The organism is Pseudomonas sp. S8, assembly GCF_050473925.1.
GTDB lineage: Bacteria > Pseudomonadota > Gammaproteobacteria > Pseudomonadales > Pseudomonadaceae > Aquipseudomonas > Aquipseudomonas parakoreensis.
Window position 1 is genome coordinate 1 of the sequence record NZ_JBFDVZ010000011.1, and the last position, 16,515, is coordinate 16,515.

The window sequence follows — 16,515 nt, forward strand, 5'->3', positions numbered from 1 at the left end:
GCCGCAACTGCTGCTCGGCGCCGCGTGTACCGCGCTGCTGGCCCTGCTGCTCGATGGCGTCGTCACCCTCGCCAGCCGTCTCTGGCTGGAACGCGGTTTGCGCCCGTCTTAAGGCTTTTGCGAAGGAATATTTATGAAACGATTTAGCTTGATCTTGAGCTGCCTCCTGCTGTTTGCAGGACTGGCCCAAGCCGCCGAAAAACCGGTTATCCGCCTCGGCGCCGGGTCTTCACCGAGCAGACGCTGCTCGCGGAAATCACCGCGCAATACCCTCGCGCAGCAAAGGCTACGACGCGCAGATCACCGGCGGTCTGGGCAGCAACCTCGCCCGCAGCGCCCACGAAAGCGGTCAGCTGGACATGCTCTGGAATACACCGGCGTGTCGCTGGTGGCCTACAACCATGTCACCGAGAAACTCGACAGCGAACAGTCCTACGCCCGGGTCAAAGAACTCGACGCGAAAAAAGGCCTGGTCTGGCTGACCCCGTCGAAATTCAGCAACACCTACGCCCTCGCCCTGCCGAAAAAAGTCGCCGAGGAGTATCCGCAGGTCAACACCATCAGCGACCTGAACAAGGTGCTGCGCGATGAGGCCAAGGACCAATCACCTGGTGGCGCTGGACACCGAGTTCGCCAACCGCTCCGACGGTCTGGACGGCATGGTCAAGCTCTACGACATGAACCTGACCCGCAAGAACATCCGGCAGATGGACGCGGGGCTGGTCTACACCGCGCTGCGCAACGGCCAGGTGTTTGCCGGTCTGGTCTACACCACCGACGGCCGCCTGAATGCGTTCGGCCTGAAACTGCTGGAAGACGACAAGCACTACTTCCCCGACTACACCGCCGCGCCGGTGGTGCGCCAGGCCTACCTCGATGCGCACCCGCAACTGGCCGAGCAACTCAAGCCGCTGGCGCAATTGTTCGACGACGAAACCATGCGCCAGCTCAACGCGCGGGTCGACGTCGATCACGAAAGCCCATCGAAAGTGGCCGTCGATTTCCTGCGCCAGCATCCACTCAACTAAGGAGGAAAAGTCATGGAATTTCTGAACGCCTTTTCCCACCTCGACTGGCAGCAGGTGATGCACCTGACCTGGCAGCACATCACCCTGGTCGGCATCGCGGTGACACTGGCGATTCTCATCGGCGTGCCGCTGGGCATTCTGATGACGCGCTTCCCGACACTCGCAGGTCCCTTGCAAGCCAGCGCCACAGTGTTGCTGACCGTGCCATCGATTGCGCTGTTCGGCCTGCTGCTGCCGCTCTATTCCAAGTTCGGTCAGGGTCTGGGGCCGATGCCGGCGATCACCGCGGTGTTCCTCTATTCGCTGCTGCCGATCATGCGCAACACCTACCTCGCCCTGACCGGCGTCGAGCCGGGTATCCGTGAAGCCGCGCGCGGCATCGGCATGACCTTCGGCCAGCGCCTGCGCATGGTCGAGCTGCCGATTGCGGTGCCGGTGATTCTCGCTGGCGTGCGCACTGCGGTGGTGATGAACATCGGCGTGATGACCATCGCCGCGACCATCGGCGCCGGTGGCCTCGGTGTGCTGATCCTCGCCTCCATCAGCCGCAGCGACATGTCGATGCTGATCGTCGGCGCGCTGCTGGTCAGTCTTCTGGCGATCTTCGCCGACCTTCTCCTGCAGTGGCTGCAACGTACGCTGACTCCAAAAGGACTCCTCAAATGATCGAACTTCAAAACCTCAGCAAGACCTTCCAGAGCAACGGCAAAGATGTCAAAGCCGTGGACTCGGTAAGCCTGACCGTCAATGAAGGCGAAATCTGTGTGTTCCTCGGGCCATCGGGTTGCGGCAAAAGCACCACGCTGAAAATGATCAACCGCCTGATCAAACCGACTTCGGGCAAGATCCTGATCAACGGCGAAGACACCACCGACCTCGACGAAGTGACCTTGCGCCGCAACATCGGCTACGTGATCCAGCAGATCGGTCTGTTCCCGAACATGACCATCGAAGAGAACATCGTCGTGGTGCCGAAACTGCTCGGCTGGGACAAACAGAAATGCCACGACCGCGCCCGCGAATTGATGAGCATGATCAAGCTGGAACCCAAGCAGTATCTGCATCGCTACCCGCGTGAACTGTCCGGCGGCCAGCAACAGCGCATCGGCGTGATCCGCGCACTGGCGGCGGATGCGCCGTTGTTGCTGATGGACGAGCCGTTTGGTGCGGTCGACCCGATCAACCGCGAGATGATCCAGAACGAGTTTTTCGAGATGCAACGCGCACTGAACAAGACCGTGATCATGGTCAGCCACGACATCGACGAAGCGATCAAGCTTGGCGACAAGATCGCGATCTTCCGCGCCGGCAAACTGCTGCAGATCGATCACCCGGACACCCTGCTCGCGCACCCGGCGGACGACTTTGTCAGCAACTTCGTCGGCCAGGACAGCACCCTCAAGCGTCTGCTGCTGGTGAAGGCTGAAGACGCGGCGGACAACGCCCCATCGGTCAGTCCGGAAACCCCGGTGGCCGATGCGCTGGAGCTGATGGACGAGCATGACCGCCGCTACGTGGTGGTCACCTGTGCCGAGAACAAGGCGCTGGGTTATGTGCGACGCCGCGGACCTGCATCGCCAGACCGGCACCTGCGCGCAGTATCTGCGCGAGTTCAACGCCACTGCAGCGTATGACGAGCACCTGCGTATCTTGCTGTCGCGCATGTACGAGTTCAATCGCTCGTGGCTGCCGGTGATGGATGCCGAGCGGGTGTTCCTCGGCGAGGTGACGCAGGAGTCGATTGCAGCCTATCTGAGCTCGGGACGTTCGCGCGGGATGAAGACCAATATTGTCTCGCCTGCTGAAGCGGTAGTCGCCTAAAAAATACACAAGCTGTGGGAGCGAGCTTGCTCGCGAAAGCGGAATATCAGTCAACAACGATGTCGACTGGGAAAATGCCTTCGCGAGCAAGCTCGCTCCCACAGGATCCGGGTGATTTTTTCTTCACTCATCAGGCGAAAAAGAATCTCAACACCGAAAAAGCCCGCAGCCTGTCTAAAGCGACCTGCGAAACAGCCAAAATCCCTCTCACACCCCTCTCTCGCCGCCAACGTCGCCGATGTTGCGCCTAACGTACTTACCCTCGACTTCGCCGACAAAAGCGGCGAACGTGCAGGTATTTTTAACACATGAAAATTCTTGGGGAACATCTGTCCGTCATCTCGGTCGGCTACAAAGAGTGATATCCGCGACGTACGTCAGAAGCGTGCAAAAACGCGACATTTTTAGTTGATCTCAGGCCCTCACGCCCTAAAGTTCGCGCCGAACGTCCATGCTGGAAACGATCCATCCGGCTCAAGTACTGACGACGAGACAGCAAGGCCAAGGGCAGTTACGCCCGTGGCCTTTTTGCTTTCGGCGACATGCCTTGGGAAGTAGGCGAACCAAAGTGGGGGATACGGAGGACGTTCATTTACACCCATGTTTTTACCCGTTTGCCCATAGGAGCACTCCAGCATGTCGATCCAGGTCGAAGACTATTTCGCGCGCGAAACCTTTCAGAAAATGAAGGCGTTCGCCGACAAACAGGAAACCCCGTTCGTGGTGATCGACACCGCGATGATCGCCCAGGCCTACGATGACCTGCGCGCCGGTTTCGAATTCGCCAAGGTCTACTACGCGGTCAAGGCCAACCCGGCTGTCGAGATCATCGACCTGCTCAAAGAGAAAGGCTCGAGCTTTGATATCGCCTCCATCTATGAGCTGGACAAAGTCCTGAGCCGTGGCGTCAGCCCGGATCAGATCAGCTACGGCAACACCATCAAGAAGTCCAAGGACATCCGCTACTTCTTCGAGAAGGGCGTGCGTCTGTACGCCACCGACTCCGAAGCCGACCTGCGCAACATCGCCAAAGCCGCGCCGGGTTCGAAAGTCTATGTGCGCATCCTCACCGAAGGCTCGACCACTGCCGACTGGCCGCTGTCGCGCAAATTCGGCTGCCAGACCGACATGGCCATGGACCTGCTGATCCTCGCTCGCGACCTCGGTCTGGTGCCTTACGGCATCTCGTTCCACGTCGGTTCGCAGCAGCGCGACATCAGCGTCTGGGACGCAGCGATCGCCAAGGTCAAAGTGATCTTCGAGCGCCTGAAAGAAGAAGACGGTATCCACTTGAAGCTGATCAACATGGGCGGTGGCTTCCCGGCCAACTACATCACCCGTACCAACAGCCTGGAAACCTACGCCGAAGAGATCATCCGTTTCCTGAAAGAAGACTTCGGTGATGACCTGCCGGAAATCATTCTGGAACCGGGCCGTTCGCTGATCGCCAACGCCGGCATTCTGGTCAGCGAAGTGGTACTGGTCGCACGCAAATCGCGCACCGCCGTCGAGCGTTGGGTCTACACCGATGTGGGCAAGTTCTCCGGGCTGATCGAAACCATGGACGAAGCGATCAAGTTCCCGATCTGGACCGAGAAGAAAGGCGAGATGGAAGAAGTGGTGATCGCCGGTCCAACGTGCGACAGCGCCGACATCATGTACGAGAACTACAAGTACGGCCTGCCACTGAACCTGGCGATCGGTGATCGTCTGTACTGGCTGTCGACCGGTGCCTACACCACCAGTTACAGCGCCGTCGAATTCAATGGCTTCCCGCCGCTGAAATCGTTCTACGTGTAAGTGATGCTTTAACCGAAAGGCCCATGCTTGTGCATGGGCTTTTTTATTTGCGCAGCCAGGTCTCGAGGTGATCGATCATCGCCATGAACTCGTCGGCGCCCTCCCTCGTGGCGGCCAACTGAAAATTCAACTCTCCGAGCTTCGATGCGCGCTCCGCTTTCAATAACTCACGGAACGCCGTATCGATACGCAGACACGTTTCCTCAAGAAAGAAGCTCATTTGCGAAATCACAGAAGCCGATGCGTTAAACAACGCAGCGATATCGGTTTTGTATTCTGCGGCCCTGACTTTTGGATCTGCTGAAGAATAAGTCACGTCCCAAACCGGCGTCGTGCGCGCTTCGCGAAATAACTCATCGATCACTGTCGGCTGTGTATGGCACTTGCACGATTGATGTTCCATCGCCTTGAAAAACATCGACTTGAGGCCGAACGACTCGGTATGCACCTCAGCGCTGGTGTATTTCAGTTGGCGCACTTGCGCACTCAAAGCGTTGAACCGAAGCGCCAATTCGTGAACCAGGTCCGACACATCCGTTGCAGGAAACAACTTCCAGGTCGGCGACCTGGACAAGCTGTACAACTTGAAATCCACCTCGCTGAGGGGCTGGTTCCTTGAAGTATTTCTGGCGATTTCCAGCGTTTCAGTGGTGAATCTGGCAAGGTCCGCCACGTACGTTGTGCACAGGCGCCGAGTGTCTGCACTACGCTCCCAGAACTCCTGCAGGTAGCGCGCATTGAAACTGGCGTTGATCAAACGCGAATCGCTGACCAGAACCGTCAGTTGATGACCGCTGGCCCTGCGGCGCTCAAAGACCCAGGGAATGTTGTTGAAGGTGGAATGAAGAGAACCAAGAAAGTAAGTGTAGCGGTCCAACGTCCGCCGCTGTGCTGCTTGAAACTCATGGGCAAGTGTATTCATGACCGTTTATAAGGCGGTGAACACACCGTTCACCGCCTTGCCCCCCTTACTGCTGAATGGTTTTCAGAAACTGCCGGAGCTCGGAAATCGCGGCGATTGTGGCAACCGTGCGTTGCTCGACCGCCTGCGACTTGTCTTGTTTGAAGTCGTCTGCGAAGGACTTGAACCGGGTCACCAGATTCGAGAACTCATTCACGTAGCTCCAACGCTCCTCGTCCAACTGGTCGAGCACTTGCACCAGCAGAATCTTTCCATCAATCAGCTCAATGTCCTTGGTGTGCTTCTTCAACTGCGCCCTCAGATCACCTGCCTTCTCCTTGAGCTGGTTATAAGCCGCCAGCATGTTCAGATAGGAAATGGCCTCCCCGATACCCGAGATCATTTTTTTCAGAGTATCAATGGCGAACAGTGCAACCTGAACCTGCGGTGGTGCCAGACCCAGCGCTTTCAGGTTATCCAGCGTTAACCGGGCTTCCTGTCCGATCTTTTCCACCCCGGCCTTGGCGATCAGGTCAATCGCTTCGGATACCGATTTCATCTGTGTTTCCAGATCGACGAGTTTCTCTTCGGATTTGACTTTCAGCGTTGCGCTGAAGGCCCGATCCTGCTGCAGCGTGACAATCCATTGCGCCGAAGCCGACCGGTCATAAGCGGTACTCATACCGTTGTGCGTCACCTGTAAATCGTCCGCGTACTCGCAGACTTTCCTTGATACGTCTTTGAGTCTGCTTTCCATCTCCATATGAATTTCATCCGCATCTTCCGGGTATTCGAGAAGATCCTTCTGAGAAGCCCTGAGTTTATTCTGTGTGCTATCCAGATAAATCCAGGTTTTCTGGGCCTGATTACGAAGTTCAAAAGTAGCTTCCTGGATAACCGCCGTCAGGTCACTCATTGTGCGAACGGTGTTCGGAAGGTAGTTGAACTGTTCCCCCAGCATTCGCGCAGTGGTATCGCTTGCCTGAACAGACGCCGCGTGATTGCGCAAAGCGGCGATATCGAACTCCGAATGGGTTGGAAGATTGTGTTGGGAAAACATCAGTACCTTACTCCTGAACATCATGGAACTGCTTGCGTACTCTTTATCTGCCGCAGCGAAGACGCCCAACAGCTGATCGGAATTCGTCTTGATCTGTTGCCATGGGTCAATGATCGCGAGAATCTGGTTCTTGAATTTTCTCAGGGAAGTTGCTTCGTGAATCAGATCAACTTCTTTTACAGATGCATTGATATATGTACTTAGCGCACTCCATACCAGCATCAGGTTTTGCGTAGCGACTTCGGCCTCGATCGCTACATAACTCAGATTCTGCAAATCGTCGCGCACTTTGTTCAGGGAACTCAGCGTCTGGTTTTTGCTGGCCATCAGCTGGTTGGAAGCCTGTTGCTCCGCCTTCAGCCTGTTTCGTTCCTTGCGGATCTTTTCAGCTTTGACGCCCTGATAGATACCGAGAATCAGACCACCGATATTCAGTGTCGCTGCCGCGGCAATCGCTTCCTGAACCAGTTGATCATATTGCTTGTTCAGTACATCGATTTCTTTCGAGCGCTGGTCGATCTCGCCCTGAAGAGCCTGAATGTCTGCCTGATAGGTATTGCGAGACACGAACTCCAGTCGCAGCTTGATCTCCGGCAGCACAGACTCGCGCATATCGGTGCCAAAGCTGTCGAGTTCGGATCTCACCTCCTCGGCTTTCGCATGGCACTGCATGACTTTGGCCATCATGCTTTTGAGATACTCCTTGATTTCCGGAACATCACCGGAAGGCAACTCCAGATCGGGGAGATTTGGAATCCTGCGCTTGAGCTCCAGATACTCTTGAGGCGTCTTGATATCGTATTCGTCCAGATATCTGGACGCTTTCAGGTCTTCGTAAATCTCTACGATGCCTTCACCTGTGCGAATGATGCTGCCGGCAAAAATCTTCAGGTCGGTCCCGGTCAGCATGATTTTTTCACGCAGCGGGGACCAGCGTTTCGCATGGTCGTAGGTGCGGGTGAATGTCCGTAGAAAGTCCACCGCCTTGAGACCAACACCCCCCACATCCCCGGCACCGTAGTTCAGATAGCTCCTGACATCCTCGATCCGAACCGGAAGCGACAGCCCGAGAACTTCATACTTGCGCAGGCTGACAATCTGTTCTTTGGTTAATTGAATACCGGTTTCCCGATTGTATTCTTCACCTTCGCCCAGCGAAGCATCTACAAACATTCGAGGTGCCTTTGCGGCAGCCTCGACGATCTTGCTGTCCATTTTGAATTCCATAAGAGACTCCTTGTCGCCTTCGGATATTTAATTAGCGTTATTTTGAAATACGACTTCATCAAATGGCTTACCCCACTCAATCGCCGTCACCGCAAAACAACACTAAGACAACAAGACGACAACCAACAAGCTCTTAAATATTAGTATTCAAGACAAATAGACATTCACTACGATGTTTAATCGATAGCAGCAAGTTCAAATACATGACACCAGGCAGTTGCAAAACAAGTAATCAACGATTATCCAGTTCCGCCAAACGCAAACTATATGCGTCGGCCATCGCACGCACTTCCGGATGCTGTGCATTCAACAAGGAAACACTGGCGACTCGCAGAAAATTAGCATTGCCCGCGTCCAGCGCCTTGCGCAACCACCCAAGGGCCTCCTCGATCCGGCCCTCATCGGCAAGCATTGCAGCGTGACTGAACTGCCCGCGAAAATCTCCGCCCTCGGCGGCAAGGCGATACCAGTGGCGCGCCATCGGCACATCTTGCGGGCAGTGGTGTCCGTCCTCCAGATACCGGCCCAGCAGATTCATCGATTTGGCATGCCCAGATTCGGCAGCCTGACGATAAAACGCCAGGGCTTGCGCGTGATTCTCCGTCGTCCCACGCCCGGTAGCGTGCAGATTGGCCAGGTTGTACATCGCCCAGTCCAACCCGTTTTGCGCAGCGATCCGATAATGCCGCGCGGCAACCGCAGCATCCGCCACACAGCCCCAACCATGCTCATGGCAGCGACCGAGCATGTTGCGCGCCATCAGGTGACCCTGCCCGGCAGCGATGCCAAACCAGCGCAGCGCCAATGGCGCATCCTGAGCGATACCGCGACCATCGAGCAGGATCTGCCCGAGCAGCGCCTGCGCTTCAACAATGCCCTGGCCGGCGGCGAGCAGAATCGCCTGCGCCGCACGCGCCGGACTTTCTTCGAGCATCGCGCTGAGCTGCGCAACGTCGAGCACCTCCTCGCGCCGCAGTTGAAAACTCATACCTCGACCCAGCGCCGCAGCAGGTTGTGATAGGTGCCGGTCAGGCGAATCAGCGACGGGTGATCAGGCAAGTCCTGAGTGAGCTGCTGGATCGCCCCGTCCATCTCGAACAGCAAGGCGCGCTGGCTGTCTTCGCGCACCAGACTCTGCGTCCAGAAGAACGACGCGTAACGCGCGCCGCGGGTGACGGCATTGACCTTGTGCAGGCTGGTGCCGGGGTACAGCACCATATCGCCGGCGGGCAGTTTCACCCGTTGCGTGCCGAAGGTGTCCTGGATTTCCAGTTCGCCGCCGTCGTAATCCTCGGGTTCACTGAAAAACAGCGTGGCCGACAGATCGGTGCGCACCCGCTCGATGCTGCCTTTGGCCTGACGCACGGCGTTGTCGATGTGAAAGTCGAAACTGCCACCCGCCGTGTAGCAGTTGAGTAACGGCGGGAATACTTTGTGCGGCAGCGCAGCGGACATGAACTGCGGATTTTTCCACAGCCGCTCGAGCATCGCTGCGCCGATTTCCTTGGCCAGCGGATGGCCTTCCGGCAGTTGCAGATTGTGCTTGGCCTTGGCCGACTGATAGCCGGCGGTGATCTTGCCATCGGCCCAATCCGCCTGCTCCAGCGCCTCGCGGATGCGCTGCACTTCTTCTTTGGCAAACAGGCCGGGGATGTGCAGCAGCATGGCGATCGTACCTGATGGTAAAGGGGTGCCAATGGTATTGATTCTTATTGGCCGTGTAAAACCCGCATGACGGATGAATCGGTAAAAACCGTAAGGTTAAATTGTAAAGAATGTAAATTCGTCGCGAATAACAATGTTTCGCAATTGATACGAATACCCGTTTACCCTATATTCCGCGACCTCAAATCCTTGGGGAGGGGAATAAAAATGTCACGTCAACACGCACAATTGCCGGTCAGTTCACCACGTTTGCTCGCTTCGGCCATTGGTGTCGCCATCACCGCCGGTTCCGCTGGCCACATGGTCTTCGCCGCAGAAAAGACCGACAGCAAAGCCTCCGGCAATGCCATCGCTCTGGACGCTACCGCCATCACCGGCGAAGCGCAGGACTCGACGTCCTACCAGGTCGAAAAAGCCTCCTCGCCCAAGTACACCGCGCCGCTGGTCGATACCCCGCGTTCGGTCACCGTCATCCCGCAACAAGTGCTCAAAGACACCGGCGCCCTGAACATGCAGGACGCGCTGCGCACCGTGCCGGGCATCACCTTCGGTGCCGGTGAAGGCGGCAACCCGCAGGGCGATCGTCCGTTCATTCGTGGTTTCGATGCCCAGGGCGACACCTACCTCGACGGCTGTGCGCGACACCGGTTCGCAGAGTCGCGAAATCTTTGCCGTGGAAAACATTGAAGTCAGCAAGGGCCCGAACTCGGCCATCGGCGGTCGCGGCGCGGCCGGTGGCAGCATCAACCTGGTGAGCAAAAAAGCACACTTGGGCAACTCGTTCGACGGTGGTTTCACCTGGGGCTCCGACCAGACCCAGCGTTACACCCTGGACGGCAACTACCAGTTCAGCGACACCGCTGCCGGCCGCCTGAACCTGATGAGCCACGAGAGCAATGTCGCCGGTCGCGACAAGGTCGACTACGACCGTTGGGGCATCGCGCCGTCCCTGGCGTTTGGCCTGGGCACCGACACCCGGGTCAACCTGGACTACTACCATCTGGAAAGCAACGACACCCCGGACTCGGGCATTCCTTACACCATCCCGGCCGGTGGTTCGGCGGCACGTACCAAGTCCAACCCGGACAAGCCGTATGCCGGTGGCGATCACAGCAACTTCTACGGTCTGGATCGCGACTTCCGCAAGGGCCGCACCGACACCGCGACTTTCGCCATCGAGCATGACCTGAGCGATTCGCTGACCATCAAGAACACCCTGCGCCACGGCACCAGCATGCAGGATTACATCCTGACTCAGCCGGACGACAGCAAGGGCAACGTCAACAATGGCAGCGTCTGGCGCCGTGCCAACACGCGGGTCAGCAACACCGAGACCACCACCAACCAGACTGACCTGTTCGGCAATTTCTACGTCGCCGGTTTCAAGAACAGCTTCTCCACCGGTGTCGAATACACCCGCGAGGAAGGCCAGAAGTCCTCGTACAACGTCAACACTGACACCACGCCGCGCACCAGCGCCGCGACCACCAATTGCACCCCGTCGATGATTGGCGCATCGAGCGGCTACAACTGCACCTCGCTGTCGAATCCGAACCCGAACGATCCGTGGAACGGCGCGATCTCGCGCAACTACGCCGGCACCGACACCAAGGCCAACACTTACGCGCTGTATGCGTTCGACACCCTGGAGTTGTCCGAGCAGTGGCTGGTGAACATGGGCCTGCGTTACGACCACTTCGACACCGACTACAAGACCTACAACAACGCCGGCACCACCACCTCCAAAGGTGATGACACCAGCGAATTCGTCACCGGTCAGTTCGGCGTGGTCTATAAACCGGCACCGAACGGCAGCATCTACGCCTCCTACGCGACCTCCGCGACGCCACCGGGTAACACCCTCGGTGAAGGTCAGGAAGGCAACCCCCTAGGCGGCACCCCGGATCGCAACGGCAACCTGCTCAAGAGCGACATGGAGCCGGAAACCACCAAGAACTACGAAATCGGTACCAAGTGGGATCTGCTGAACGATCGCCTGTCGCTGACCGCTGACCTCTTCCGCACCGAGAAAGAAAACGCTCGCGTACAAGTCGACACCACCTCGTACGAAAACGCCGGCAAGACCCGCGTGCAAGGTATCGAGCTGTCGGCCAGCGGCAAGATCACCGACAAGTGGCAAGTGTTCGCCGGTTACGCCTACATGGACAGCGAACAGGTGGACGGTGGTGACCTGCCGGCCAACAAGGCCAACAACGGTAACGAGTTGCCCAACACGCCGCAAAACAGCGCCAGCCTGTGGACCACTTATCAGGTCACGCCGAAGCTGACCCTCGGTGGCGGCGCGTTCTACGTCGACGACGTCTACGGCAGCGTGGCCAACACGACGATGGTCGATTCCTATGTCCGTTACGATGCGATGGCCGCCTACAAGCTGAGCAAGAACGTCGACCTGCAACTCAACGTGCAGAACCTGACCAACGAGGTCTACTACGACAAAGCCTTCTCGACGCACTTCGCCAATCAGGCGGCGGGCCGCACGGCGCTGTTGAGCACCAACTTCCACTTCTGACCGATGTGGAAACCTGTGGGAGCGAGCCTGCTCGCGAAAGCGGTGGGTCAGTCAAGTAGAGGCTGACTGACACGACGTCTTCGCGAGCAGGCTCGCTCCCACACGATCTGCGCCGCAAGGCTTGGCCCCGTTCATTCATGTGAACGGGGTTTTGTGCGTAATCAAAGAAGCTCTCGACAACCCACGGCATAATGCGCGCCGTGATGACAATTTTCGAACGGACAAGGCGAGCGACGTGTTGAAGAAAACCCTGTTCCAGTTGCACTGGTTTTTCGGCATCACTGCCGGGCTGGTGCTGGCCCTGATGGGCATTACCGGTGCCGCCTATTCGTTCCAGGACGAAATCCTGCGGGCGCTGAACCCGTCGGTGTTGCAGGTGGAAAAACAGGTCGCTGGCGTCCTGCCTCCAGTCGAGTTGGTGGAGCACATCGAAGCGAACTCCGGCAAGAAAGTCGGCATGCTCTGGGTCGAAACCGACAGCGGCAACGCCGCACGCGTCTACTTCACCCCGCCCAAAGGCGAACGTCGTGGCGAGATGCGCTACTTCGATCCGTACACCGGCGAGTTCATGGGCGACGCGGTGGGCCAGGACTTTTTCGGTCTGATGCTGCAACTGCACCGCTTCCTCGCCATGGGCGATACCGGGCGCAACATCACCGGCGCCTGCACCCTGATCCTGCTGTTCTTCTGCCTCTCCGGGCTGTACCTGCGCTGGCCGCGCCAGTGGAACAGCTGGCGCGTGTGGCTGACCCTCGACTGGCAGAAAAAGGGCCGCAGCTTCAACTGGGATCTGCACTCGGTGGCCGGCACCTGGTGTCTGCTGGTGTATCTGCTGCTGGCGTTGACCGGGTTGTCCTGGTCGTACGAGTGGTACAACAAAGGCCTGACCAGACTGCTTTCCGACGCGCCGCAAAACGAGCGCATGCGCGGCGGTCGTGGCCCGACGCCGGAAGGCCCGGCACCCACCGCCGACTACGCGGCGATGTGGAGCAGCATCTACAGCGCTGCCGGCCCGGGCCTGTCGGCCTACAACATCCGCATGCCGCCAGTGGCCGGGCAACCGGCGACCGTGTTCTACCTGCTCGACAGCTCGCCGCATGATCGCGCGCTGAACCAGATCACCCTCGATCCGGCCACCGGCGTGGTCAAACGTGTCGACCGCTACGCCGACAAGAGCTTCAAGGCGCAGCTGTTGACCAGCATTTACGCGCTGCACGTCGGCAGCTATTTCGGCCTCGTCGGACGGATCATCGTCACCCTCGCCGCCGTGTGCATGCCGCTGTTTTTCATCACCGGATGGCTGCTGTATCTGGACCGCCGGCGCAAGAAAAAACAGATTCAGGACGCACGCAAAGGTCTTCAGGCACCGAACGCAGATACACCGGCATGGCTGGTGGGTTTCGCCACTCAGAGTGGTTTTGCCGAACAACTGGCATGGCAGACCGCCGGGCAATTACAGGCCGCCGGGTTGCCGGTGAAGGTGCAGCCGCTGGCGGACGTCAGCGCCGAGGATCTGCGTGAATCGAGCAATGCGTTGTTCGTGGTCAGCACGTTCGGCGACGGCGAAGCACCGGACAGCGCACGCGGTTTCGAACGCAAAGTGCTGCGCACCGCTGCCAGCTTCGACGGCTTGAACTATGCGGTGCTGGGCCTCGGCGATCGCCAGTACCCACACTTCTGCGGCTTCGCCCGACGCCTGCATCAGTGGCTCGGCGATCACGGCGGCAAGACCCTGTTCGCTCCGGTCGAAGTCGACAGCGGCGACCCGTACGCCCTGCGTCACTGGCAGACGCAGCTCGGCCTGATCACCGGGCAAGCGCCGGTCGACACCTGGCAAGCGCCGAGCTACGACAACTGGACGCTGGTCAGCCGCGAACTGATGAATCCCGACAGCAGCGGCGCGCCGGTTTACCTGTTGGGCCTGAAGGCGCCGAGTACCAGCAGCTGGCTGGCCGGGGATCTGGTAGAGGTGCTGCCACGCAATTGCGCGTGGGCGGTCGAACATTTCCTCGACGGCCTCGGCATTCGCGGCGAAACCCGCGTGACGATCAACGGCCTGGAAGAGCCGCTGGAAGTCGCCCTCGCCTCGCGCCAACTGCCCGAGCATCGCGCGCATCTGGTCGGCCTGCATGCGCAAGCGCTGGTGGACGCAATGGTGCCGCTGGCGATGCGCGAGTACTCGATTGCCTCGATTGCCGCTGACGGTGTGCTGGAGTTGATCGTGCGCCAGGAGCAACACAGCGATGGCAGCCTGGGCATCGGTTCCGGTTGGCTGACCGAGCATGCCCCGGTCGGCGGCAGCATCAGCCTGCGTGTACGTCGCAACAGTGGCTTCCACTTACCGAACCAACCGGTGCCGATGATTCTGCTGGGCAACGGCACCGGCCTCGCCGGGCTGCGCAGCCTGCTCAAGGCACGCATCGCCGACGGTCAGCAGCGTCACTGGCTGCTGTTCGGCGAGCGCAATCGCGAGCATGATTTCCTCTGCCGCGCGGAGCTGGAAGAGTGGTTGATCAATGGCGATCTGGCGCGACTCGATCTGGCGTTTTCACGGGATCAGGCGCAGAAGATTTACGTCCAGGATCGCCTGCGCGAATCCGCTGAAGAGCTGAAGAAGTGGCTGGCCGACGGTGCGGTGATCTATATCTGCGGCAGCCTTCAGGGCATGGCCGCTGGCGTCGATCAGGCACTCAACGACATCCTCGGCAGCGTCGAAGTCGAACGCCTTATCGAACAGGGCCGCTACCGCCGCGACGTGTACTGACACTACTCATACCCCATGTGGGAGCGAGCTTGCTCGCGAAGGCGTCGTGCCAGCCGGCCTAATTGTCAACTGATCCACCGCTTTCGCGAGCAAGCTCGCTCCCACAAGGAAATTGCAGTGCCTGTGAAATCAGACAGGCTGCAACTTCTGCTCAAACACCGCTACCCCATTCAAATCCCGCAACACCACACTCATCTCCCCACTCTGCCCTTCGATATTCACCTCGCCAAAGAACTGAAACCCGGCAAACGGCGAAGCGTTCTGCGTCGGTGGTGCTTTCTGGAACACCACTTCCGGCCCGAAGGTCTTGTCCAGCGGATTAGGCCCGAAACTGCCGGCATTCAGCGGCCCGGCGACAAATTCCCAGAACGGTTCGAAATCCTGAAACGCCGCGCGATCCGGGTGGTAATGATGCGCCGCGCAGTAATGCACGTCCGCGGTCAGAAACACGAAATTGCGCACGTGCTGCGCCCGCAGAAAACCGAGCAGTTCGGCGACTTCCAGTTCACGCCCTTGCGCCGGGCCGGGATCACCGTTGGCCACCGCCTCCCAGCGTGCGACGCCCGGGCTGACCTCGCCGTCGGGCACGCCGAGGCCGATCGGCATGTCGGCGGCGATCACCTTCCACTGCGCTTTGGAGTGCTTCAAGCCACGCTTGAGCCAGTCCAGTTGTTCGCGCCCGAGGAACGGTTTGGCCGCGCCAAGGTTGTCATCGTTGGCCCCGCGATAGCTGCGCATGTCGAGCACGAACACGTCGAGCATCGGCCCGTAGCTGAGCTTGCGATAAATCCGCCCACCGCCATCGGTCGCCTGCAAACGCATCGGCGAATATTCCAGCCAGGCCTTGCGCGCACGGCCGACCAGGGTGTGGATATCTTTCTCTTGATAACGCTCGTCGAGCTGCTTGCCCGGCGACCAGTTGTTGACCACTTCGTGGTCGTCCCACTGCCAGATCTGCGGTACTTCGGCGTTGAAGCGGCGGATGTTTTCATCCATCAAGTTGTAGCGGTAATTGCCGCGATAGTCGTCGAGGGTCTGCGCCACTTTGCTCTTGGCTTCGGTGGTGAGGTTGCGCCAGATCCGCCCGCCTTCGGTGGTCACTTGCGCCGGCACCGGGCCGTCGGCGTAGATGGTGTCGCCGCTGTGGATAAAGAAGTCCGGCAGGCGCAGGCGCATGGATTCGTAGATGCGCATGCCGCCGATGTCCGGGTTGATGCCGAAACCCTGGCCGACGGTGTCGCCACTCCAGACGAAACGGATGTTGCGTCGCGCCTTCGGTGCGCTGCGCAAATGGCCGAGCCACGGCTCGCTGGCGACGCCGGATTGTGCGTCCTTGAAATACACCCGATAGAAAATCGCCTGATCGGCGGGCAGCCCGGTCAGCTCAACCCGGGCGGTGAAATCGGTGCGCGCATCAGCCAGTGGCGAGACGACACGGCGCGGGTGGCGAAACTGGCTGCGGGTGTCCCACTCGACCACCATCCGCGCCGGACGGTCGCTGCGGCTCCAGATCATCGCGCGGTCGCCTTGCAGGTCGCCGGACTGCACGCCGTCGGTGAGTTGCGGCCGATCCTTGACCGACGCGATCACTGCCGGCGCCAGCCCCGGCATCAGCAGCCCGGCACCGACAACCTGCATGACCCGTCGGCGACCAATGTTGAAATCGCTCATGCGTGTTCTCCCTGAAAAAAGGAAAACTTAAGCACGGGATGATGAATT

At 59.0% G+C, this 16,515-nt stretch carries 8 protein-coding genes and 3 pseudogenes; 6 read left to right on the forward strand and 5 right to left on the reverse strand.

Features of this window, described 5'->3' with window-relative positions; genetic code table 11:
• Positions 1-133: 133 nt before the first annotated feature.
• From AB1J88_RS00835 to AB1J88_RS00850, 4 genes and pseudogenes are all read left to right on the forward strand, one after another.
• Positions 134-1,028: pseudogene (locus tag AB1J88_RS00835) on the forward strand (glycine betaine ABC transporter substrate-binding protein).
• Between the two features lie 12 nt (positions 1,029-1,040).
• Positions 1,041-1,694 carry an ABC transporter permease gene (locus AB1J88_RS00840; protein WP_430289967.1) on the forward strand — a complete coding sequence of 218 codons (654 nt, stop codon included), beginning with the start codon at positions 1,041-1,043 and terminating at the stop codon, positions 1,692-1,694.
• Positions 1,691-2,849: pseudogene (locus AB1J88_RS00845) on the forward strand (betaine/proline/choline family ABC transporter ATP-binding protein). The gene AB1J88_RS00840 and the pseudogene AB1J88_RS00845 overlap by 4 nt, the downstream one beginning before the upstream one ends.
• 636 nt (positions 2,850-3,485) lie before the next feature.
• A complete protein-coding gene (locus AB1J88_RS00850) occupies positions 3,486-4,649 on the forward strand; it encodes a type III PLP-dependent enzyme (RefSeq protein ID WP_047291221.1) in 1,164 nt (387 codons plus the stop codon).
• Between the two features lie 43 nt (positions 4,650-4,692).
• Here the strand turns inward: AB1J88_RS00850 and AB1J88_RS00855 are convergent, their stop codons facing one another.
• The 4 genes from AB1J88_RS00855 to AB1J88_RS00870 all read right to left on the reverse strand — a co-directional run bounded on the left by AB1J88_RS00855 (position 4,693) and on the right by AB1J88_RS00870 (position 9,502).
• The gene (locus tag AB1J88_RS00855; protein WP_430289968.1) at positions 4,693-5,571 is read right to left on the reverse strand and encodes a hypothetical protein; all 879 of its coding nucleotides are present in this window, start codon (positions 5,569-5,571) and stop codon (positions 4,693-4,695) included.
• 46 nt (positions 5,572-5,617) lie between these two features.
• Positions 5,618-7,837: an alpha-xenorhabdolysin family binary toxin subunit A gene (locus tag AB1J88_RS00860; protein WP_430289969.1), complete on the reverse strand. Its 2,220-nt coding sequence runs from the start codon at positions 7,835-7,837 to the stop codon at positions 5,618-5,620.
• 232 nt (positions 7,838-8,069) lie between these two features.
• Entirely contained in the window at positions 8,070-8,825 is a 756-nt protein-coding gene (locus tag AB1J88_RS00865; protein ID WP_430289970.1) for a tetratricopeptide repeat protein, read from the reverse strand.
• Complete coding sequence (locus AB1J88_RS00870) at positions 8,822-9,502, reverse strand: Fe2+-dependent dioxygenase (protein WP_430289971.1); 681 nt, start codon at positions 9,500-9,502, stop codon at positions 8,822-8,824. The genes AB1J88_RS00865 and AB1J88_RS00870 overlap by 4 nt, the downstream gene beginning before the upstream one ends.
• Before the next feature lie 207 nt (positions 9,503-9,709).
• Here AB1J88_RS00870 and AB1J88_RS00875 point away from each other — a divergent pair.
• Both AB1J88_RS00875 and AB1J88_RS00880 read left to right on the forward strand, forming a co-directional pair.
• A pseudogene (locus AB1J88_RS00875) lies at positions 9,710-12,032 on the forward strand (TonB-dependent receptor).
• Positions 12,033-12,267: 235 nt separating this feature from the next.
• A complete protein-coding gene (locus AB1J88_RS00880; RefSeq protein WP_430289972.1) occupies positions 12,268-14,796 on the forward strand; it encodes a PepSY domain-containing protein in 2,529 nt (842 codons plus the stop codon).
• Between the two features lie 129 nt (positions 14,797-14,925).
• Here the strand turns inward: AB1J88_RS00880 and AB1J88_RS00885 are convergent, their stop codons facing one another.
• The gene (locus tag AB1J88_RS00885) at positions 14,926-16,467 is read right to left on the reverse strand and encodes an alkaline phosphatase D family protein (protein ID WP_430289973.1); all 1,542 of its coding nucleotides are present in this window, start codon (positions 16,465-16,467) and stop codon (positions 14,926-14,928) included.
• Positions 16,468-16,515: the final 48 nt, after the last annotated feature.

What these genes read in the sequence shown, in the direction of transcription:
- AB1J88_RS00850 (WP_047291221.1), top strand. Translation starts at nt 3,486, where the DNA reads ATGTCGATCCAGGTCGAAGACTATTTCGCGCGCGAAACCTTTCAGAAA.
- AB1J88_RS00885 (WP_430289973.1), bottom strand. Translation starts at nt 16,467, where the DNA reads ATGAGCGATTTCAACATTGGTCGCCGACGGGTCATGCAGGTTGTCGGT.
- AB1J88_RS00870 (WP_430289971.1), bottom strand. Translation starts at nt 9,502, where the DNA reads ATGCTGCTGCACATCCCCGGCCTGTTTGCCAAAGAAGAAGTGCAGCGC.
- AB1J88_RS00855 (WP_430289968.1), bottom strand. Translation starts at nt 5,571, where the DNA reads ATGAATACACTTGCCCATGAGTTTCAAGCAGCACAGCGGCGGACGTTG.
- AB1J88_RS00860 (WP_430289969.1), bottom strand. Translation starts at nt 7,837, where the DNA reads ATGGAATTCAAAATGGACAGCAAGATCGTCGAGGCTGCCGCAAAGGCA.
- AB1J88_RS00840 (WP_430289967.1), top strand. Translation starts at nt 1,041, where the DNA reads ATGGAATTTCTGAACGCCTTTTCCCACCTCGACTGGCAGCAGGTGATG.
- AB1J88_RS00865 (WP_430289970.1), bottom strand. Translation starts at nt 8,825, where the DNA reads ATGAGTTTTCAACTGCGGCGCGAGGAGGTGCTCGACGTTGCGCAGCTC.